The organism is Thioalkalivibrio sp. AKL17 (assembly GCF_000377885.1).
Classification (GTDB): Bacteria; Pseudomonadota; Gammaproteobacteria; order Ectothiorhodospirales; family Ectothiorhodospiraceae; genus Thioalkalivibrio; species Thioalkalivibrio halophilus.
In genome coordinates this window covers 25,471-45,848 of sequence record NZ_KB898772.1, presented here as the reverse complement: position 1 = coordinate 45,848, position 20,378 = coordinate 25,471, and the positions used below count along the sequence as shown (strand labels likewise).

18 protein-coding genes and 1 riboswitch are annotated in these 20,378 nt (G+C 66.2%); of the genes, 7 read left to right on the top strand and 11 right to left on the bottom strand.

The features are described 5' to 3' along the window. The first annotated feature begins 350 nt into the window (after nucleotides 1–350). Nucleotides 351–605: riboswitch (cobalamin riboswitch) on the top strand. Nucleotides 606–741: 136 nt separating this feature from the next. Then, the gene (locus tag D577_RS0112855; RefSeq protein WP_018947876.1) at nucleotides 742–2,880 is read left to right on the top strand and encodes a TonB-dependent siderophore receptor; all 2,139 of its coding nucleotides are present in this window, start codon (nucleotides 742–744) and stop codon (nucleotides 2,878–2,880) included. Nucleotides 2,881–2,975: 95 nt separating this feature from the next. Here the strand turns inward: D577_RS0112855 and D577_RS0112850 are convergent, their stop codons facing one another. Continuing rightward, on the bottom strand, nucleotides 2,976–3,347 hold the full coding sequence (locus D577_RS0112850) for a rhodanese-like domain-containing protein (RefSeq protein WP_018947875.1): 372 nt from the start codon (nucleotides 3,345–3,347) through the stop codon (nucleotides 2,976–2,978). A gap of 104 nt (nucleotides 3,348–3,451) precedes the next feature. Between D577_RS0112850 and D577_RS0112845 the strand changes: the two genes are divergently transcribed. From D577_RS0112845 to D577_RS0112835, 3 genes are all read left to right on the top strand, one after another. Beyond that, nucleotides 3,452–4,690 carry an MFS transporter gene (locus D577_RS0112845; protein ID WP_018947874.1) on the top strand — a complete coding sequence of 413 codons (1,239 nt, stop codon included), beginning with the start codon at nucleotides 3,452–3,454 and terminating at the stop codon, nucleotides 4,688–4,690. 99 nt (nucleotides 4,691–4,789) lie between these two features. Beyond that, entirely contained in the window at nucleotides 4,790–5,023 is a 234-nt protein-coding gene (locus D577_RS0112840; protein WP_018947873.1) for a hypothetical protein, read from the top strand. 55 nt (nucleotides 5,024–5,078) lie between these two features. Then, nucleotides 5,079–5,981, top strand: coding sequence for a complex I NDUFA9 subunit family protein (locus D577_RS0112835; protein WP_018947872.1), 903 nt, complete (start codon nucleotides 5,079–5,081; stop codon nucleotides 5,979–5,981). On the opposite strand, the gene D577_RS0112830 is transcribed toward D577_RS0112835, so the two are convergent. The 5 genes from D577_RS0112830 to D577_RS0112810 all read right to left on the bottom strand — a co-directional run bounded on the left by D577_RS0112830 (nucleotide 5,978) and on the right by D577_RS0112810 (nucleotide 12,138). Further along, the gene (locus D577_RS0112830; protein ID WP_026289070.1) at nucleotides 5,978–6,532 is read right to left on the bottom strand and encodes an SPOR domain-containing protein; all 555 of its coding nucleotides are present in this window, start codon (nucleotides 6,530–6,532) and stop codon (nucleotides 5,978–5,980) included. The genes D577_RS0112835 and D577_RS0112830 overlap by 4 nt on opposite strands. 147 nt (nucleotides 6,533–6,679) lie before the next feature. Then, a complete protein-coding gene (locus tag D577_RS0112825; protein WP_018947871.1) occupies nucleotides 6,680–7,879 on the bottom strand; it encodes a methionine adenosyltransferase in 1,200 nt (399 codons plus the stop codon). A 58-nt stretch (nucleotides 7,880–7,937) separates the two neighbouring features. Beyond that, entirely contained in the window at nucleotides 7,938–10,202 is a 2,265-nt protein-coding gene (locus tag D577_RS0112820) for a bifunctional diguanylate cyclase/phosphodiesterase (protein ID WP_018947870.1), read from the bottom strand. Then, nucleotides 10,199–11,080: an alpha/beta hydrolase gene (locus D577_RS0112815; RefSeq protein WP_038036371.1), complete on the bottom strand. Its 882-nt coding sequence runs from the start codon at nucleotides 11,078–11,080 to the stop codon at nucleotides 10,199–10,201. Before D577_RS0112815 ends, D577_RS0112820 begins: the two co-directional genes overlap by 4 nt. A gap of 104 nt (nucleotides 11,081–11,184) precedes the next feature. After that, the gene (locus D577_RS0112810) at nucleotides 11,185–12,138 is read right to left on the bottom strand and encodes a DMT family transporter (protein ID WP_018947868.1); all 954 of its coding nucleotides are present in this window, start codon (nucleotides 12,136–12,138) and stop codon (nucleotides 11,185–11,187) included. 414 nt (nucleotides 12,139–12,552) lie between these two features. Between D577_RS0112810 and D577_RS13730 the strand changes: the two genes are divergently transcribed. From D577_RS13730 to D577_RS0112795, 3 genes are all read left to right on the top strand, one after another. Further along, a complete protein-coding gene (locus D577_RS13730; RefSeq protein ID WP_018947867.1) occupies nucleotides 12,553–12,891 on the top strand; it encodes a hypothetical protein in 339 nt (112 codons plus the stop codon). Between the two features lie 140 nt (nucleotides 12,892–13,031). Beyond that, the gene (locus D577_RS0112800) at nucleotides 13,032–13,430 is read left to right on the top strand and encodes a globin (RefSeq protein WP_026289069.1); all 399 of its coding nucleotides are present in this window, start codon (nucleotides 13,032–13,034) and stop codon (nucleotides 13,428–13,430) included. A 30-nt stretch (nucleotides 13,431–13,460) separates the two neighbouring features. Next, entirely contained in the window at nucleotides 13,461–14,390 is a 930-nt protein-coding gene (locus tag D577_RS0112795) for a patatin-like phospholipase family protein (RefSeq protein ID WP_018947865.1), read from the top strand. 27 nt (nucleotides 14,391–14,417) lie between these two features. Here D577_RS0112795 and D577_RS0112790 read toward each other — a convergent pair whose 3' ends face one another. The 5 genes from D577_RS0112790 to cobN all read right to left on the bottom strand — a co-directional run bounded on the left by D577_RS0112790 (nucleotide 14,418) and on the right by cobN (nucleotide 20,376). After that, nucleotides 14,418–14,888, bottom strand: a complete 471-nt coding sequence (locus tag D577_RS0112790) for an aminoacyl-tRNA deacylase (RefSeq protein ID WP_026289068.1) — start codon at nucleotides 14,886–14,888, stop codon at nucleotides 14,418–14,420. A 149-nt stretch (nucleotides 14,889–15,037) separates the two neighbouring features. Continuing rightward, entirely contained in the window at nucleotides 15,038–15,424 is a 387-nt protein-coding gene (locus D577_RS0112785; protein ID WP_018947863.1) for a hypothetical protein, read from the bottom strand. Between the two features lie 211 nt (nucleotides 15,425–15,635). After that, nucleotides 15,636–15,932: a DUF2149 domain-containing protein gene (locus D577_RS0112780; RefSeq protein WP_018947862.1), complete on the bottom strand. Its 297-nt coding sequence runs from the start codon at nucleotides 15,930–15,932 to the stop codon at nucleotides 15,636–15,638. Next, nucleotides 15,929–16,408 carry a MotA/TolQ/ExbB proton channel family protein gene (locus D577_RS0112775; protein WP_018947861.1) on the bottom strand — a complete coding sequence of 160 codons (480 nt, stop codon included), beginning with the start codon at nucleotides 16,406–16,408 and terminating at the stop codon, nucleotides 15,929–15,931. Before D577_RS0112775 ends, D577_RS0112780 begins: the two co-directional genes overlap by 4 nt. Beyond that, complete coding sequence (gene cobN, locus D577_RS0112770) at nucleotides 16,405–20,376, bottom strand: cobaltochelatase subunit CobN (protein ID WP_244263469.1); 3,972 nt, start codon at nucleotides 20,374–20,376, stop codon at nucleotides 16,405–16,407. The genes D577_RS0112775 and cobN overlap by 4 nt, the downstream gene beginning before the upstream one ends. Nucleotides 20,377–20,378 lie beyond the last annotated feature (2 nt).

The following is a 20,378-nucleotide window of genomic DNA, read 5'->3' as shown; positions in this document are numbered from 1 at the left end:
ATGCCACCCGTGACACCCGAACGCTCGCAAGTCACTGTCAGAAGGGAAAAACCATCTCCAAAAATTTTCGAATATGGATTGATTCCAATTTGCGGCCGTGTATAATTCCCATTGTCGAGTCGACGGCAGCTCAGCGTCGGTTCGCCATGCAGGGGCCCCCTGGCCCCTTCTCTCCTCCATCTCTTCTGGATTTTGCCGTCGGCTCTCGGTGCCCCCCGCACCGACCCGGCGGCCCTTTTTTAATCCATCCGAACGGATCCCAATGCAAACCACATGCCAGGCACTGGCCGCGGCCGCGACCGTGGGTCACCCGGACACTGTTGGTTTGACACAACACATTAGTTCTCACTAATATTTCGCCTCCCCCGGGTGCTTCGTCGCCATCCCGACGACGAGTGAAACGGGAAGTCCGGTGCGTGCCCGGCCTCGACCTGCGCACAAGTCCGGCGCTGCCCCCGCAACGGTAGGCGGGTCACGGCAGACCCATGCGAACCACTGCGAAGAACGCGTCCGTTCAGGGCGTGCTTCGCGGGAAGGTGGTCTGCCCCGGAGCCAACGGCTCCAGCCCGCGAGCCCGGAGACCGGCCCGGAGGACAACGGAGAACCGCGGGGAGCGGTATCACCGGGCGGATCGGCATCGCTGCGCATCGGTTCACGACGCGCCGACGATGGCGCACGCCCGCCCCCCGCGGTCGACACCCACGACCACGGCGCACGGGCGGTGCGCAAAGAGAGTTCGCAATGTTCCCGAAGAAGAGATTTCCCGCGGCCCTGCTGGGCGGTGCCGCGGCCGTGCCCTTGTTGCTGGCGGCACCGCCGGCAACCGGCGAAGAAGACCCCGACGATTCCGCACGGGTACTGCCACAGGTCACCGTAACGGCGGCCACCCGCACCGAGCGTCTGGTGGAGAACACGCCCGCCTCCACCGAAGTGATCACCGGCAAGGACATCCGTCGCAGCGGGGCGACCATGCTGGACGAGGCCCTGCAGGCCGGATCCAGCCTGTTTACCGGTGCCGACGGCAACCGCTTCTCGATCCGCGGCGGCGGCCGCGCGGACATCATCTACATGCTGGATGGCCGTCGGGTCAGCGGCACGTCCGGCCGGGGGTTCGAGCTCAACCGCATCCCGGTCAGCCACGTGGAGCGCATCGAGATCGTGAAGGGCCCCGGCAGCGTGGTGTACGGCTCGGATGCGGTGGCCGGCGTGATCAACGTGATCACCCGCCAGCCGGATGCGGGCTTCGAAGGCAGCGTGGAGCTGCAGAGCGGCATGCCCGCCAGCGCCGATGGCGGGGAGCGCATCAACGGTTCGCTGTTTCTGGGCGGCGGCACCCGCGACACCCGGTTCCGGCTGCTGGCGGATGTGCTGGACCGCGAGGCCTATTCCGAAGACGCCACGGCCGACGTGCGCATCCCCGAGCAGGGCGACCGGGTGCGGCCGTCGGAGTCCGGCGCGCTGGAGGATGACCACGCGATCCAGGACCGCTATGCCTTCGACGAGGACCGCCGCGAGAGCGCGCGGGTCTACAACCTGCGCGCCGGCGTCAGCCACTGGTTCACCGACGACTTCAACGTGGAGCTGGAGGCCGGCCTGCTGCGCGAAGAGCGCGAGCGGCGCTTCCTGCACGAGCGCCCGCCGGTGGCCACCGGCTACACGAACAACAATGGCGATCCGGTGCGCGCCCTGCAGTTCCCGGCACAGCGCAGCGAGGACAGCGACCGGCGCGATCTGGCCGTGGCCGCCGAATGGTTCGTGACCGACACCCTGGAGCTGAATTACCAGGTCTACGAAAGCAAGTTCGAGATGGACCGCTCCAACACCTTCCTCGAGGCCGCGGACTTCGGCTTTGATGCCACCGGGGACAGCGAATTCGGTCCGCGCGAGGTCACCTTCACCGACCGCGTCCACGACTTCGCCGCCACCTGGCGGCCCGACGCCCGCCACACGGTACTGACCGGCTTCGAACACAAGCATCAGACCTACCGCGACCGCGAACCGGCGCACCAGCCGGAAGACGACCAGTGGGTCGGCGGGGTGTTCCTGCAGCACGAATGGGCGATCAGCGACCGCCTGGATCTGGTCTACGGTGCCCGCCACGACGAGACCTCCACCGAGGTCGACAACACCTCGCTGCAGGCCGGTGCGGTCTATCGCCTGGCCCCCGAGGCCCGGCTGCGCGTGCAGTATGCCGAGGGGTTCAAGCTGCCGGAACTGCGTTCGTTCCACGTGGACACCCTGAACCCGCGCGGACAGCGGGTGCTGGGCGCCCATGTCGTCGATCCGGCTGTCGGCAAGACGCGCCATGAACTCGACCCCGAGACCAGCCGCAATGCCGAGCTCGGCATCGCCGGCGACCTGCGCCTGAGCGACACCACCACGGGGCATTACGACGTGGGCCTGTTCTATACCGAGTTCGATGACCGGATCGCGCAGACTCAGGGCGATGGCGACTACCGCACGTTCCGCAACGTGAGCAACGCCCGCGCCCGCGGCGTGGAGACCCGCCTGGGCGCGGACTTCAACTCGCAGGTGGAGCTGCGCCTGGGGGGCACCTGGATGGATGCGATCGATCGGGACAGCGGCGAGACCCTGACCGACACGCCGGAACTCACCATGGTGGCGAGCGCGCTGTGGACGCCCAGGAAAGAACTGCGCCTGCAGCTGCGCAGCCGCTACGTGGATGAGGTACGCGTGGCCGGGGACGAATGGGATCGCTCGTTCACCCTGACCAGTCTGAACGTGGAGTACGCGCCGGCGGCCTGGGAAGACGTGACCCTGCGCGGCGGGATCGACAACCTGTTCGATGCCGACAATGAAAGTTCGCTGGCAGCGGATCCCGGCCGCTTCCTCCACGCCGGGGTCCGGTACGACTTCTAGGACGTCCGGTCCGGGGACCGGGAGGGCTGCCTTTATGGGCAGTCCTCGCCCCGGTTTTCATGTCGTTTCTGTCACCACATTGCTCATACGGAGGACTACCCCGGGTTCGGATTGGAACCCGACCCGCCGCAATATTCCTGCCAGGCTGCCGATCCGCCGCGCAGCACGCGGGCGTCGATGTCCATCGCGCGCAGGCTCTCGGCTACCAGATGAGAGCGCCCGCGCCCGCCACAGAACACCACCACGGGCTGCGCCGGATCCTCCAGATGGGACTCGATGCTGGCCTCCAGCTTGGGCCGGGGGATGTTCACGGCCCCCTCAATGGACGCTCCCTGCGCCTCTTCCGGCTGGCGCACGTCCACCAGCAGCAGCGGTTCGCCGGCCTCCCGCCAGCGCGCCAGCTCCGCCGGCTCCACGTGCGGCAGGGTCTGTTCCAGAAGGGTGATGCGTTCTTCGAAACGGCTCATGACGATTCCTCGGGTATGATGGAGAGGTAATTCGAGCTTGCCGGCAGGCCGCCGGAGACCGCAACCTGACCGGTACTCGTGCGCGATACCTCCGGGATGCACCCATGGCCGACACCTCCGACGTCCGCAGGCCGGGCTTCGTCGCCCACATGGCGACGGTCTTCATCAATGCCCTCAACGACAACTTCTTCCGCCTGGTCGTCATCTTCATCGCCCTGCGCGAGTTCGTCGCCGAGGGCGAAGGCACGTTCTACTACAGCCTGGTCGGGTTCGTGTTCCTGCTGCCGTTCGTGCTGTTCTCGCCATGGGCCGGCTACATCGCCGACCGCTACAGCAAGAAGGCGGTGATCGTCGCCACCCGCTCGGCCGAGGCCGTGGTGCTGCTGACCGCCGCGCTCATGCTGATCATCGACTACTTCCCCGGACTGCTGGTGACGGTGTTCCTGATGGGCCTGCAGAGCACCTTCTTCAGCCCGGTGAAGTTCGGCATCCTCCCGGAGATCGTGCGCTACGCGCAGCTGTCGCGCGCGAACGGGCACATCCAGCTGTGGACCTTCCTGGCGATCATCCTCGGTACCGCGCTGGCCGGCTTCGTGATGGAGTTCGCCGGCGAGGCGCTGTGGATCCCGGCGGTCGTGATCGTGGCGCTGTCACTCACGGGCCTGGTCACCAGCTTCTTCGTCACCCCCACCCGTGCGCTCAAAAACCCGGCACCGTTCCGGCTGAACCCGTTCGCCACCGTCGTGCAGTCGATCGCCGAGATCCGGCCGCAGCGGGTGCTGTTCCTGGTGGTCCTCGGCATCGCGTGGTTCTGGGCCCTGGGCACGCTGTACCAGCTCAACGTCCCGCTGTTCGCCGAGCTGCACCTGGGCCTGGGCGAGCTGGCCACCGGGATCATCCTGACGACCCTGGCCCTGGGCATCGGCACCGGCAGCATCCTCGCGGGCTATCTGTCGCGCGGCGGCATCGCCATGCACCATGCCCCGGCCGGCATGATCGCGGCCGCCCTGATCAGCGCGTTGCTGTATTTCACGACCGACAGTTACCCGGCCACCCTGGTGCTGATGGCCCTGCTCGGCGTTGCCTCCGGGTTCTTCATCGTGCCGATCACCGCCTACCTGCAGGGCCACAGCCCGGCGGAGCGGCGCGGACGTTTCATCGCCGCCAGCAATTTCCTGTCATTCTCCGCCATGCTGGTCGCGCCGGTATTGTTCTGGGTGCTCACCGGCCCGGCCGGCGCCACCCCCGCGCATGTGTTCGTGATCGGCGGGCTGGCCTCGGCACTGGTCGGCCTGACGGCCCTGCGCCTGTACCGCCGCCACCGCGCGGAGGCGGATGCCTGACCCCCGAAGCCCACGGCCGCGAGGCCGGACCACAGCATCCGGGGCGAACGTCTATCCTTCAGGGAAAGAGATGCGCAGGGTTGAACCCGGGAGGCCATCATGAGCAACAACATGGTCGATGTAACCATTCACATCGACGAGACCATCAACGCCGAGGCCCGCGAACGTATCCAGGACGAGCTGCGCGAGATGAGCGGCGTGATGGCGGCATCCAGCCACGAGGAGAAGCCACACCTCGTCGTGGTCGAATACGACCCGGAGCGGATCAACAGCCATCGCCTGCTCGACACGGTCACCGCCAGCGGCGTGCACGCCCAGCTGATCGGCCTGTAGCCGGCGGCGAGCCTTTCAGGCTCACGAGGCTCACGGACGGTGAAGGAGACTCCCCGTGGACGAGGTTCAGGTCACGGTATTCGGCGGCACCGGCTTTCTCGGCCGCACGATCGTGTACCAGCTGCTCGATGCCGGACACGCCGTGCGCATCGCGTCTCGCCGCCCGGCGCTACCGGCCGACCTGCAACGGCACGAGCGGGTGGAACACTGCAGCGCCGACATCCGCAACGATGACGACGTGGCCAGGGCCGTGGCGGGTTCGAAAGGTGTAGTGAACGCCGTCAGCCTGTACGTGGAGCAGCGCGACCTGCGCTTCACCACCATCCACGTGGAGGGCGCCGCCCGGCTCGCCCGGGTGGCGAGCGAGGCCGGTGTGGAGCACCTGGTGCACATCTCCGGCATCGGCGCCGACGCTGGTTCGCGTTCCGCCTACATCCGTGCGCGGGGCGAAGGCGAGGCCGCGGTGACCACCGAATTCCGCGACGCCCTGATGGTCCGGCCCAGCGTGCTGTTCGGCCCGGGCGATGCGTTCCTGCGCAACCTCGCAGCCCTCGCGCGGCTGCCGATGGTGCCGCTGTTCGGCCGCGGCGACACCCGCCTGCAACCGGTGCACGTGGCCGATGTCGCGCAGGCCGTGGCCACCCTGTTCAACGAGCCGCCGGCCGGACACCGGGTGTTCGAGCTCGGCGGCCCGGACATCCTGGAGTACCGCCAGATCGTGAACCGGGTACTGGAGCACCTGGGGCAGCCCCGGGTGCTCGTGCCGGTGCCGTTTTTCCTCTGGCACCTCGCCGCCGGGCTGACCTCGTGGCTGCCCCGCGCGCCCCTGACCCGGGACCAGGTCTACCTCATGCAGCAGGACACGATCACCAGCGGCACCTGCGCGACCTTCGCCGACCTCGGCATCACGCCGCGCTCGCTGGAGGCCTCCCTGCCCGAGTGCCTGCCGACGAATTAGGAGCGGTCCGGCGCCCGGGACACGAGGAAGGCATCCGCCTGTTGGTCGTCCCGGTAGGCCTCCATGGCTTCCTCCGCGGCTGCGCGGCTGTCGAAGGAGCCGATCCGGACCCGGAAGTGCTCGCTGTCGTGTTCCGGTACGTCCACGACCTCCAGCTGGCTGTCATAGCCGCGCGTCCCCAGTTCCCTGCTCAGCTGCCTTGCATTCGCCCGTTCGGAGAACACGCCCGCCTGGATCGAGTATCGCTCGCTGGCATCGGCTTCATCATGCGCCTCCGCCGATTTCTCGACGTTCATCGGGGTTACCGGCTCGGCGGGCCCGGCATCATGTTCCAGGCGCGCGGCCAGAGCGGCGGGCGAGAACGCGCGAACATCGGCCTCGTCCCTGGCGTCAGCCGCCACCGATGGCGTCGGATCCTCGACACCGGTGTGGTTCGGCGCACCGATCGCGGCGCCCGAATAAACGCCGAGGACGAACAGCAGCACCGTTGCAATCGGCGCCCCGAAGACCGCCAGGAACAGTTGCCGACGGGTGATTAGCAGGTTGATCATCTCGTTACCCTCCTCCATGGCGTCAGGACCGCCATTTTGTGATCGCGGGGTCCGGCATGCGCGAACGACAAAAATTCGACGCGTCCGCTCCCCTCAGCCTGGATCACGCAAGGACAATGCCAGGCTGTTGAGCGATCGATTCGAGGGTTACAGGCTTTGGGTGGCGAGGTTCTGCGAAAGCAGGCCTTCCCACAGGGAACCGACCCGGGCGAGATGATGGCGCGCGATCGCCTCGGCGCGGGGCGCCAGGGCCGCGGCCTGTTCCGCGGATTCGGCGCGCAGGCGGATATCGGCGATCTGCGGCTGGTCCACCGGCATGCCGATCTGGCTGACCAGCACCACCTGCGCATCCGATACTTCGTCGATCTCCGCCACGATCGCCTCGGCGATATGGGTGGCCGTCACGTTGTACAGCTTGCCGACATGGGTGACCGGATTCTTGCCGGCGAAGGACTCGATGGTCATCGGGCGCGACGGGGTAATCAGGCCGTTCGCCCGATTGCCGCGACCGGTCTGCCCGTCGTCACCGGCCTCGGCCGAGGTGCCGGTCACGGTCAGGTACAGGCTGTCCGCGTCGGGATCGTCGGCGGTATTCACCGCCACGTCCGGCTCTCGGCCCAGGGCCTCGGTGGCCACGCGCCGCACCTGCCGGGTCGCATCCGAACGCGCGGCCAGATAGGCGTCCCGGTCCGCCAGGTGCGCCCCGATGAAGGCGCAGGCCACCGTCAGGGACACGTCCTCGCCGCTGCGCACCCCCATCACCTTGACGTCCTGTCCACGCGCCGGCGGCACCTCCGACCACAGGCTCATGTCGGCCGCGAACACTGCTCGCTCCAGCGGGCTCAGGGGCGCGTAGCCCACTCCCAGCGAGGTGTCGTTCGCCAGCTGCGGCACGCCATCCCGCCGCTGACGCTCGAACAGTTCCACCAGGTCCTGCGAGCCGGGACGGATGAGCGAGTGCACCCGCACGTGGCGCTCGACATCCAGCGCGGGCATGTGCGTGGCCAGCCATGCACGGCAGGCCTCCACCGCCAGCTCGTCCACCGCCACGGTCGCGCCGCGATACTCGCGCGTGGCCCGCCCGGCGATGTACAGCTCGATCGGCTCGTCCACCTCGCCTCCGCCGAAGGCCGGGCGGGCGGCGCCGCCGCGCAGCAGCACCTTGTCCACGTTGTGGTGCAGCACGAAGCCGAAGCGCTCGCGGTACTCCCGCGACAGCGCCAGGCTCACCTCCTCCGCCAGCGCATCGCACAGCGTGTCCGGATGCCCCAGCCCCTTGCGCTCCACTACCTCGACAGGCTGCCGGGCGACGGGCCTGCCCTCGAGTTCACTGACGATCAGGTTCATATTGCCTCTGCATATTGCGTCCGTTGCCACGTTCCGGCCGATCGACCGGCCCGGGGAATCAGGTCTGTCCCCATTTCAGGTCAGCGCCCGCCGGCACCGGGAGAGCGGTCGGCAGGCCTTGCGAGGGAGAAGAGGGATAACCGAGATAGTAGCCCTGGGCGAAGTCGAACCGCAGGTCGCGCACCCGGTCGAGCTGTTCCGCGGTCTCGATGCCTTCGGCCACGGTGGCGTAGCCCGCGTCGCTGATCATCTGGAGCAGGCCCTCGACAATGTGGTGCTGCTCCGGGTCATCCAGGCTGCGTATCAGGCTGATGTCGAACTTGACCTTGTCCACGGGCATGGAGGCGAGATAGCGGATCGAGGAATACCCACTGCCGAAATCGTCCAGCGCGACAAGAAAGCCCAGCCGGCGCAGTTGCTGGAGGATCTCGGTTGCCGTTCCGATCTCGGTGATCAGGGCGGTCTCCGTCACCTCGAGAACGATGGTCCGTTCCTGCAGGAAGGGCACGAAGTCTTCCATCCACTCGACGACCCCGGCGTTCACGATGGTGGGGCCCGACAGATTGATCGAGACACCGAGACCGGGCGGAATCCGGGCGGCCTGCAGATCGTGGAGAATGCGGCTCAATACCGCCCGGTCGAGCTCGACCTCCAGCCGGCGCGCCTCGACCACGGGAAAGATATCCGCGGGGCCGATCATCTCGCCCTCGTGTTCGATGCGCACCAGGGCCTCGAAATACGAGGGGTGGCACTCGGTCAGAGCCACAACCGGCTGGTAGGCCATACGAATCCCGGTTCCCCGGGTCACGGCCTCGTACACCGCGTTGTTGACCCAGTTCGAATAGATGCCCCGCGTGTCGTCCGCCAGTTCCGGCGTAAACAGCACCACATGCGAAGACGCGGGGCGCTTGGCCTTGTACATGGCTACGTCGGCCTGCCACGGCAGGGCTCTCAGGGCCTGTTCGTCATTGCCGGGCGCGACGGCCATGCCAATACTGATCTTGATCGGCTCCCGCACCCCGAACGCGGCGAAATCGGTGGCCCGGATGCGTTCCTGGACCTGCTCTCCCATGTTTCGGGCACCGGATTCGTCGCAGTCCAGGAAAATCGCCGCGAATTCGTCGCCACCGATCCGGAACAGCGGCTCCCCTTCCCGCAGGACCTCGCCAATGCTTTGCGCGACCGCCTTCAGGACGGCGTCTCCCAACTCGTGGCCGTAACTGTCGTTGATCGCCTTGAAGTGAGTGATGTCGAACAGGACGAAGCACACCGGATCACCATGGCGGGTCACCATCCCTGGCACGGTTTCCCAGTATTCCTCGAATGCCCGCCGGTTACGCACTCCGGTGAGGGCATCGTGGTACGCCATGCGCGAGAGTTCGCGATTGTTCCTCTCCAGGCTGGAATGAACATCGTGGAGCCGGGCCTGGTAGGAGTTCAGGGATTCCCGGATCTTTTCCGTTTCCGCGATGGGCAGCCAGCCGTTGACTCGTTTCAGCACAAGGCTTCCGGCGCTTTCGCGCAGCCGGTCGATATGTCCGGCAATGGTTCGCAGGGGGCGTACGATCACGTAGACCAGTGAAGAGAACAGGGCCCCGGTGAGGAGCAGAAGGATGCCCGCGAAATTGATCAACGCGTCGAGCAGAAGCGAGTCCAGCTGATCGGCCATCGGGTTCGAGCGCAGCTCGAAGCGCGCCTGCCCGAGGAGATCCCCTGCGGGGACCGCATCCTGCTCGCCGAGATCGAAATGGATCGATTCGGGATCGACATAGCGGTACGCGTGGCCCTCGCGGAGCGCGTCGAGAAACCGGGTCTGCAGACCGACGAATCCCGATGGCTCGGCCCCGTCGGGCACGGGAACCGGTTCGAACGTCACCAGGAACGGTTCCTCATCGCCCGGCATCGCGCGTGGCGCCGGAGGCGGCAACTCGAGCTCCGCGGGCAAGCCTTCGGAATCCGGCCCGGGCAGCGGCGCTCCATCTCGATCATAAATCCGCGCGTCCACGACGCTGTCCGCCAGGACCCCGGCCTGGTGCATGCGGTGGCTCTTCCAGTAGGCATAGTAGTGCGGGGTGCCCAGTTGCTGGCGCACTTCCTCCCAGCGCGCGAACCGGGAAGCCTGACGGTCTGCCTGCTCGCGGACGTGATCCAGAGCCTCGGCAAGCTCCTGGCGCGCGGCCTCGCGGCCACTTTCCTGAATTTCGCCGCGCAGCTGGTCGACCTTGTGCCAGGTGTAGAAACCAAAACCGGCCACGATCAGCAAGGACACCGCCGCCAGCAGCAGGGCGTAATGCGTGATCGAAAGCGTACGGCCGGGGATCATTGCGAGTGACGCTCCCGGAGCACTTGCTCGACCTCCTCCAGCAGGTCGAATTCGTGCATCCGGTCGAAGAAGTGGTTGGCACCTTCCACGATACGGACCTCCACTCCATGGCGCCGCAGGGTCTCTATCCAGTCCAGATCGATCCGGTCATCGATACTGCCCGCGATCAGGGTGGAAGGCACGGTATTCAGCTCGAGGGCCCGCTCCGTCCGCTGCCGGTCCCAGTCGTAGTAGGACAGGTACGCCTCGGGCGTCGTGACGTACTGACGACAGAACCCCAGGGAATACTCCTCCAGTCCGGCATCACCGCGTTCGAGCGACGCCCGGGCGCGGGCGGCATCTTCGGCCGATTCGAATGCGGCCTCGCCATGGCCGAAATAGGTCACGCTGATGAAGATGGCGTGGGCCACCGGAGTGTTCGCGGAATCCGCCAGGTAAGCCAGCAGGTTGACGCTGCCGGCACTGTGACCGATCACGACGGGTTCCTGATCGGTCTTTTCCCGCAGCCAGTCCACCCAGACAGCGACTTCGTTCCGCGTCTGCTCCATGCCGTGGGTATGCACCGCCTCGCACGGCAGGCTCGCGGTGCGCCGGTCGATCCCCAGGGTCAGCGTGGGGGTCAGCACGTGGAACCCCGCGTCCGCGAGTGCCACCGCGAGCCGGCGCACGGTGGGGAAGTGATGGGTCTGCAGGAAGCCGTGCTGGATCAGCACGGCGGGCTTGTCCGGTTCGCCGGCCCAGTATGCGGCCTCGGCCGCATCACCGGAGGGCATTTCCAGGACCACCGGGGTTTCCCCGCCGGTTGCCACGGCACTCAGACTCAGCAGGATCACGGTGGAAACGACCGCCGCCGTGCTGCGCAAGAACCTTGCGGGCATAGTCGTAACCCTCCTGGCCAAAGACCCCCCGGGGAAAACCCCCAGTTTTAATGTAACAGTCTCGCGGCGCGATGGCATGCACGCCGGTCCGTCAATGGACGAAGCTAGTCGGAACGCGGCTGTGGCGGAACGGCTTTCGCCTGCAGACTCGAATGGAGGCTCAGCCCCGTCACGGTCAGCAGGATCAGCGCCATCCCGAAGATCTGGACCGCCGCCAGGGATTCATCCAGGAACACCACACCGAACAGCGACGCGGTCACCGGCTCGACCATGGCCACGATGGAGGCCACCGCCGGCGCCGTGTAGTTCAGACCGACGATGTAGAAGATGAACGACAGACCGGCGCCCAGCACGCCGAGGATCACGAACAGGGGCCAGCTCGAGGTGCTCAGCACGTCCACCATCTGCCCCGGATCACCCAGCGAGAAAAGGATGAGGACCAGGACCGCGAACGCGATCACCAGGATCGCCTGCGGGCTGCCATGGGGCGCGGCAAACTTGAAACCGAAGATGAACACCGCGTAGGACAGGCCGGAGGCCAGACCGGCACCCGCGGCGATCAGGGTCACGTCCCCGGCGCCGATGTCGTAGATCCCGGTCAGCAGCACCACGCCCAGCAGGACCATGACGATCGCCACCCACTTGAACAGCGTGGGCCGCTCCAGCCCCAGCGCAAACGAAACCAGGTACACGAACACCGGCGCGCAGTACATCAGCGTCGCGGCCACGGCCACGCTGCCTTCCGCGATACTCAGGAAATAGAACGTGAAGTTGCCGGCCACGCCCAGGCCGGCCACCGCCGACCAGAGCCACATGCGACCGCTGCCCAGTCCGCTGCCCTGCGGACGCAATGCCAGCCAGGCGAGCACGAACAGTAGCCCGATCGCACCGCGATAAAACGACACCACCACGGGATCCCAGCCCTGCCCCGTCAGAATGCCGCCGATTCCGCCGGATAGCCCCCATGAAAACGCCGCCAGCACGACGAGCAGGGTACTCAGCCCGGCCAGTTTTTCGTTGGTAAGGGATTTCAGGGGGTTCGGTGAGGCATGGGGCATTCACTGTCCTTTCATCGATCGAGGATGCGGGAAAACAAGGGACGAAAGTATACCAGCCCCTCGCAAACTGCCCCGGCACATCCATTCGGTTTGGGAGAATACCCGGGAGCTGCCTCTACCCTTGCTCCCCTCACATTCCCTGGCGCCGCCCGCGCGGTGCGCACGGGTGTGTGACCTGCGTCGATTGCCGTACCCGGGGGGAGGGTCTACCGTCACAGGTGAGCACCCATCCCCCTGTGTGCTCGGCGCCCCGTCCTCCCCCGGAGGTCGGGGCGTTTTTGGTTTCGAGCGTCCGGACCGTAAAAAGGCCGCAATTCCGGGCCGCACATGGCGAACTCGGACATTCGGCTGATGGAAAGGTCTCGCCGCTCCGCTATCTTCTGAAGTACACGCATGATATTCGGGAGGTTCGCCATGAACACCACCACCGAACACAAGATCATCGCCGCAACCTCGGCGGTGGCCCGGCTTACCACCCTGCACCACTGGCTGGGCGACCCCGCCGATGCACCCGAGCATATCCTGCCGGCGCCCGTGGTCCATGCCTGGGCCAAACGCGGCGAGCCAGGGAGCCAGCACGAAGCCCTGGCGGGGGCGGTCGGACGCGGCTGGATTCGGGTGACCCCGGAGGGCTATTGCCTCACGAGGGATGGTCTCGCAGCGCTGCAAAGCAACGTGCCGCATTTTCGCCGCCTGGCCCGCCGGGACACGCCGAAGACCGCCGCCCCGGGCACCGCACCCACCCGCTTCTGAGCGGCGACGCAACGGCGTGAGCGCAACCTTGAACATGAAGCAATGCGAATCGCGTCAAATTTTCTTCCGCAGGCGGTTTTTCGAAGACGCGCCTTGCCGTAGGTTACTGCGCTTTTTCCAACACGGAGGCAGTGAACACGGTGAGCTATTCGGACGTTCAACAGAGTTACGGGCGTTGTCGCCGCGAAGGGGATTTCGCCGAGCGTTTCTACGAACGGTTCCTTCAGGCCGACCCCCGAGTGGCCGAAGTCTTTGCCAACACGGACTGGACCCGGCAGAAGCGGGCGCTGGGGCAAGCCATCTCCGCTGCTCTGAGTTATGCTGAGGGGGAGACCTTCATGCGCTCGACCCTCGAGCGCATGGCCCAGGTGCACAGTCGCCGCGGGTCCGTCCCGATCGAGCCGGCGCTGTACGGTCTGTGGCTGAACTGCATGGTCCGGACCGCCAGCGAGACCGATCCCAAATGGACGGATGAACTCGCCTCGCGCTGGCACGGGGCGCTGAGCCCCGCCATCGATCTGTTCATCGAGCACTACTGAGCGGAGCTGCCCGAACCACCGGAGCCGCCCATGACGAGCCGCCTGATTATCGCCGCCCTGACGATTGCCACGCTGCTCGCCGCACCGGCCCTGCAGGGCGCGGAGAAACAGCCCGAGCGGCCGAGCATCGGTCTCGCACTCGGCTCCGGTGGCGCCGGGGGGCTGGCCCACATCGCCATCCTGCAGGTCTTCGACGACCTCGGGATCGTACCCGACCACATCAGCGGTACCAGCATCGGGGCGGTGATTGGCGGGCTGTATGCGGCCGGCCTCAGCGCCGAGGAGATCCTGGACGTCTTCGACGACTTCGGTGGCTCGCGCATCGATGCCCTTTCCGGGCTGGTCGAGGCCGATGTGCAACTCACCGAGCTGATCCCGCTGCGCCTCGGGCGCAACGCCGTGCTCGACTCGACCGAATTCCTCGAATTCCTCGCCAAACACACCGATGCCGAGACGTTCGACGATCTGCGCATCCCCCTGTCGGTGGTGGCCACCGACTACTGGAGCGGAGACACGTTAGTGCTTGCCGAGGGCGAACTGTTCCACGCGATCGAGGCCAGCATGGCCGTCCCCGGCCTGTTCGAGCCGGTTCCGCAGGGCGACGACCGGCTGCTGATCGACGGCGGCACGTCCAACCCGCTGCCCTGGAACCTGCTGCAGGAAGATCACGACTTCGTGATCGCCGTCGACGTCTCCGCCAGCCGCAAACAGGCCCCCAACGATCCACCGGGCCTGACCGATCTGCTGTTCACCACCTTCAGCATCATGCAGAGCTCGCAGATCCGCCACATGCGCGAACACGACCCGCCCGATCTCTTCCTCGAGGCCGGCAGCGCGGGCATCCGCCTGCTCGACTTCAACCGGGTCGAGGAGATCGTGGAAAAGGCGCAGCCCAGTGCCGAAAAGCTGCGCGAGGCACTCGAGACCCGGCTCGATCCACCCGCGCAGACCGACCCGTAGGCCTGCCCGACTGCAGCGCCGCCGGGCTCAGATATGCCGTGAGAAATCCCCGTAGCGGCAATGACCGAGCAGGTTGCGAAACGCCGGGCCGTCCAGCCGAATCAGCGAGACGTGGTCGCCCCCCTCCACATAGACCCTGTCCTGCGCCGCGAGCGATTCATCCAGAAGGACCTCCAGACCCCATGCGCTACCCAGCGCCGGGACTGCCCCGTGTTCGCAGTCCGGGAACACCGACCGGACCTCCTCTTCGGTCGCCAGCCCCACATGCTCCCCGAGCATGTAGTGCAGCTTGCCGAACTGCAGCCGCCGCGTGGCCGGCAGGACCGCCAGCATGTAATGGCCGGCATCCTCCACCAGCACACCCTTGGTCAGTTCATCGCCGGGTACGTGGGCAGCTTCGGCCGTCCGGCTGGCGGAAACCGCACGCGGATGGCCCACAACGTCATAATTCACGTCCCGCTCGTCGAGAAATTCCTGCAATGTAGTGCTGATCGTCATCGTTCTGCCCCTCTCGCCGCGGCCGGGTCACGCAAACGCGGATCCATGCCTTCAACCCGAGGATAGACAGGCAGAAGGCCACGAGCTCGCCACTTTCCACCACCGGGGCTCGCCCGGGTCCTTCAACGGGCTGCCCCGGTGAAGGGAGGTCAGTTTTCCAGCTGCTGCTTCAGGTGATTCAGGGTCTCGCAGTGCTCGTGCTGCGGGCTGAAGAGGATGATCTCGGCATCCTCCTCCACCCGGAGGGTGTGCCCGGGAGGCCAGTAGAAGAGATCCCCGGCGGCGGTAGCCTCCTCGCTACCATCCCGGTAGGTCATGATCAGGCGGCCCTGAATCATGTAACCCCAGTGGGGTGACTGGCAGAGATCCTCCTTCAAACCGTGGAGCAGCGGGGTGATGTCGGTGCCCGCATCCAGCGAGAAATACTCCCCCGTCATCTGCGTGTAACCGGACGCGTCGCCGAACTCCAGGGCCTGACGCGCGACGGCCCCCGGGGCACTGAACACCTCGGGCACGTCGGACTTCGCGATGCGCATGACCTGCCTCCTTCCCCTCCCGCGGGGCTTGCTTCCAGACCACAAGGCCTTGCATGGAGTCTAGAAGGGTCCGCGGCCCTGTCCACGCGGGGCTGCCCCCGGAGTGACGGGAACAGGGCATGCTTCACATCGCAGCGGGGAGTTGCAGGACCCTGCCCCCGGGGGTCGGGAGTCCGCCGGTGTGGCGGAGGTCACTGATCGGGCCCGCATGTCATTCGTTATCGTCGGGCACGAACACCATGGTGCCATCCTCCAATTGGTAGGTTGTGCCGGCACGCACACCCTGTCCTTCGCCGATCTCGCCGCTGGTCTCGTAGCGCTCCAGCGTCTCCATGGTTTCCGGGACCACCTCGCCCTGCTCCGCCGTATCCACGTCCTGAAATTCACTGGCGGTGCTCTGGGCGACCATGATCAGCAACACCACGATGATCACCAGGAACACGTCGACGATATTGACGACGGAGAGGATGGGGTCGGCCTCTTCCTCGGAATCCAGGAATCGACTCATTTGGCCGTCTCCTGCCGTTCGGCCTGTTTAAGAGCGCTAAGCAGCCAGCGGCGCCGGACCGTAAGCACCCAGAAGGTGATCGAGGCGGTGATCAGCGCAAGAATCACGGCCGCGAAGGCCACCACGAGCTGTTCACCCACGGTGGCCAGATCGCCGTCACCGAGGGCCAGCAGTGCGGGCCCGAGCGGGATCATGGTGGCCACCAGCCCGAGCATGGGTGCCGTCCGCGAAACCACCCGCAAGGGCTCGAGCTGACGCAGGATCACCAGCTCCAGCTCCTCGCTGTCGGCACTCCCGAACCGGGCGCGGTAATCCTGCAGGGGACACGGCGCGGCATTCCTGCTCCGCTGCCAGGCTTCGAACGCGAAGGCACCCAGTGCGTAAAAGGCATAAGCGAACAGCACCATGATGATGAGCAACACGGGGACGAGAAAGAGTCGTCCCAGCTCGTACATGGCCATTTCCAGTGCAGTCATGATTCAGCTCCCGTTAGATGTTGGGATCCGGTGGATGATCGGCGCCCGCGCAGAGCCTGGTGGACCACACCCGCAAGGAAGAGCAAGACGAGCATTGCGATGTACACGAGGACCTGCCACGGAGGTGCGCCGGACTCTGCTTCCGGCTCCGGTTCCGCCACCGGCTCCATGACACTCCCGCTGACGGTTACGGGGTCGCTCGCTCCGCTGGCATCGGCATCCGGAACCGCCACGGTATTCATGCCAAAGCCGGCCGCCGTTTCGGCCACATAGGCGTCGCGATCCTCGCTGCCCCCCGTTTCTCCATGCTCGCCAGTCCACTCCTGATGCTGCTCCACCAGGGTTTCCAGTACGGCCTCGTCCGGCGTCCAGTGGCCGGTCCGCGCCGCGTCCAGCATGCGTTCGGTGATACGGGTCAGCGCCTCCGGATTGTGCTGTTCGAACCACTCCTCGAGCCCCAGTTCGTAGGCGTCATTTACGTAGATGTCGAAAAAACGATCCCACTGGTCGTCACGCACCATCTCCGGCGCGGTCGCCTGCCAGCCCCACAGGTTCTCCACCGTGTCCTGGAGCGTGGTCGTGCCGGAGTAGCCTTCGTCCACCATGCTCTGCAACCAGCGCGGGTGGTGATAGCGCGTGCGGATCTCCCGCGAGAGGAACTGATCCGCCCGCTCCATCCTGGCGTCCACCGGGTCGCGCAGATTGCTGATATAGAGTTCCGGCCGCTCGCCACCGGCCGTCTGCACCCCCAGGGAAAGTCCGCCCAGATACTGGAACGGGTCGTCGGACGAGAGTAGCCCGAAGACGTTGGAACTGCGGGCGAAGACCGCTGCATCCACGCTCCCGAGCTGTCGCTCGAACAGGTTGATCCCCGGTACGGTCTCGCCCCAGTGGTCGGGGTCCGGTCCGTACGCGTGTTCCAGACGGTCCAGGAAAACCCGGCCCATGTAATCCTCATCCAGGGTCTCGCCCTCGGACCAGGCGTCCACATCGGCCACGGCGCCGTCCAGACCGGTACCGTACTGACCGATGTCCGCAGAGAAGGCACGGGTACGGCTCAGGCGTTGTACCGCGTCGGCGTCCAGATCGGTGCCTTCCAGTAGCTCCGCAAGCGTACGGGTCATCGCGTGGACGGGGTTATCCGGTTCTTCACGTCCGGCCACCTCGGCGGCGGCACGGGACAGCAGCTCGAGGGTACCGGCGAAGGCATCGCGGTAGAGCCCGCTGGCCTGCAGGACCACGTCGACCCGAGGACGATCGAGTTCATCCCGGGGAATGACCTCGTAGCCCTCCAGGCGACCACGGTCGTTCCAGACCGGCTCGACGCCCAGCGCTTTCATCACCTGACCCTCGACCACACCGTGGTGGCGCATCACCTCCATCGACCAGAGCGTAAACGCCAGACGTTCCGGCGGTTCCCCGTGCTCCTCCTTGTGGTCACGGATCAGCCCCTCCATGAGCTCGGCGCCGGTCTCGTACGCTGCACGGGTCGGCACCCGCGACGGATCGAAACCGTAGAGATTGCGCCCGGTGGGCAGCGAATCGGGGTTCCGCATGGGATCCCCGCCCACCGACGGCTCGATGAAACCACCGTCCAGGGCGTGAATCAGCCCCTCCGTCTCGCCGCCAGCCCGGCGCAGGGCATCGAGATAGGTTCGCCCCTGCTCCAGATATTGCGTCACATCGGAGTCCGCATCTTCGAGCGGGCCCCCGTCCAGCAGATGCTTCTTCAGCAGACGATACGGCTCGGACTCCACCACCGCGGTCTCGAAATCCCCCGCGAAAAGCTCCTCGGGATCCACCGTCGTGGCCTTGTGGTAGTCCTCCCCCAGCATCTGCATGACGGTCGACAGCAGATGCTCATCGTCCGCGGGACGCCCGAAGGTGTGCAGGCCAATGGGCTCGCTCTGTTGCGCCAGGTCGTGGATGTAATCGTGAGCGGCGTGCACGTAATCGTGGAAACGGCTGGCCAGCTCTTCGTCACCAAAGCCGAGATCCTTGTGCATGTCCAGCTCGCGACTGGCCTCGACGATCTGCTCTTCCACCCGCTCGCGGGTGCGCCCGTCGTCCAGTTCCTCCCAGTCGTGGATCAGATCATGGAGGTCGACCAGCTCGTGATACAGCGCCGCCGGGGCGAAGGGCGGTGTCTGATGCGACACCATGGTCGCCCGCGTCCGCCGTTTGGCGATCGTGGCCTCGGCCAGGTTGTCGACGATGTAGGGGTAGACATGAGGGAGTTCACCGACCACCGCGTGAGGATCGTCCTCCAGGGCCAGACCGCGGCTCTTGCCCACCCCGTACTCCGCCGAGCCATGCGTGCCGAAGTGCACCAGGGCATCGGCCTCATGACCCTGCTGCAGCCAGGCGTAGCTGGCCAGGTAATCGTGGCTGAAGGGAAGGTCGGTATCGTGGTACTTCCCTTCTCGTTCCGGGTCACCCGGCATGGCCCGGGGCGGCTGCGGCAGCACCGCCATGCGGCCTATCTCCAGCCGCGGGACGACAAAGTGTGGCTCACCTTCGTGCTCGACGACGGTGGGCGCAGCTTCCGGCTCGCCCCACTCCTCCTTCACCCGCGCACGCAACGCCTCGCCTCGCGTCGCCAGCCATTCGCGGTAGGCACTCACCGGGTACAACTCGGCCAGGTCATCGTCGACCAGCGCTTGCAGATCCGCATCCCGATAGTAGGCCCCCACCAGGCGTTTCCCGGCCTCACTGATTTGGTCAGCGTCGACGGCATCCACGGTGTAACCGGCATCGGCCAGGTCCGCGAGAGTGGCTGCCAGACTCTCCGGGACGTTCATGTTGGAGGCGGAGAAATTGGTCTCGCCAGTCGGATAGTTGTAGATGTACACACCCGGACGCTTGTCGGCGTTGGGCTTGCGCTGCAGATCCACCGCGTTGAAGGCCCGCTGCACAAGTGCATCCAGCTCCGGGCGGACCGCCACCACCTGCTGGTCGCCGGAGCGTTCCGCGGCGACCACGGTTGGATCGGTGGCCCCTGCCATCTCCGCCATGGAAAAGTAGAACGGCGTGCTGCCGCGGGGAAAGCCCACGTCATCGCCCCGCCAGTCGGCCTCGGAGCCATCCCGGTAAATCAGGCCCTGCAGTACTGGCACGCCCAGGGAAGCAAAGTCCTCGCGGCGGTCCTCCGGGTTGAGCATGACCCGGTAGAACAGCAACGCGTCGATGGCCGGTTCGCCGTCCCGAGCCACCAACGGCTGCATGCCCTCGGCGTCATTCACCGGACTGAAAAACGGCAGGGCCACGCCTCCTTCGGCTTCGATCAGCTCGACGGTGGTGTCGATCCAGTCCGTGAGGGTATGGCGCACGTGGCTGTCGTGGATCGCGATACCAATCACGGGCCGCTCGCCAAAATCCCCGCGCCAAGCCTCGTACTCGTCCAGATCCTCGAACACCAGACCCTCGTAGTCCGGGTGGTAAATCCCCCGGTCCGGGTATCGCACGGGATCGGGCACGGCTTCGGCGTGGCGACCGAATACCGCCGCGTCCAGGTAGGCAAAGGCGTGTTCGAAGTTGCGCGCACCGCCCTCGGTCAGGTACGCAGCGATGCGTCTGGCTGTATCGTCATCAAGACCGTCGGCATCCGCCTGACCGCGATGGACGACAACCACTGGCGTACCGGCGTCCGCGAGAGCCTCCCGCAACGCGGCGACATGGTCCGGGTTGGCGATCGCGTGGCTCGGGGCAAAGACGATCGCCAAATCCCGGTCATGCACCCGATCGGGATCCGGCTCGGCCTCCAGGTCCTCAACCCGACCCGTATCCACATGGATGCCCTGCTCCTCGCCGATATGTTCGAACTCCTGAAGCACCCCGGGGCGCACGGTTTCATTGCCAAGGAGCAGCATGCGGGGTGTATCTGCGGCTGCCGCCGACGCGACACCCGTCAGGATGAGGAACGCAAGAGAGCGCGACCATCGGGCCAGGTCTCCTCGCAGGATCCTCATGG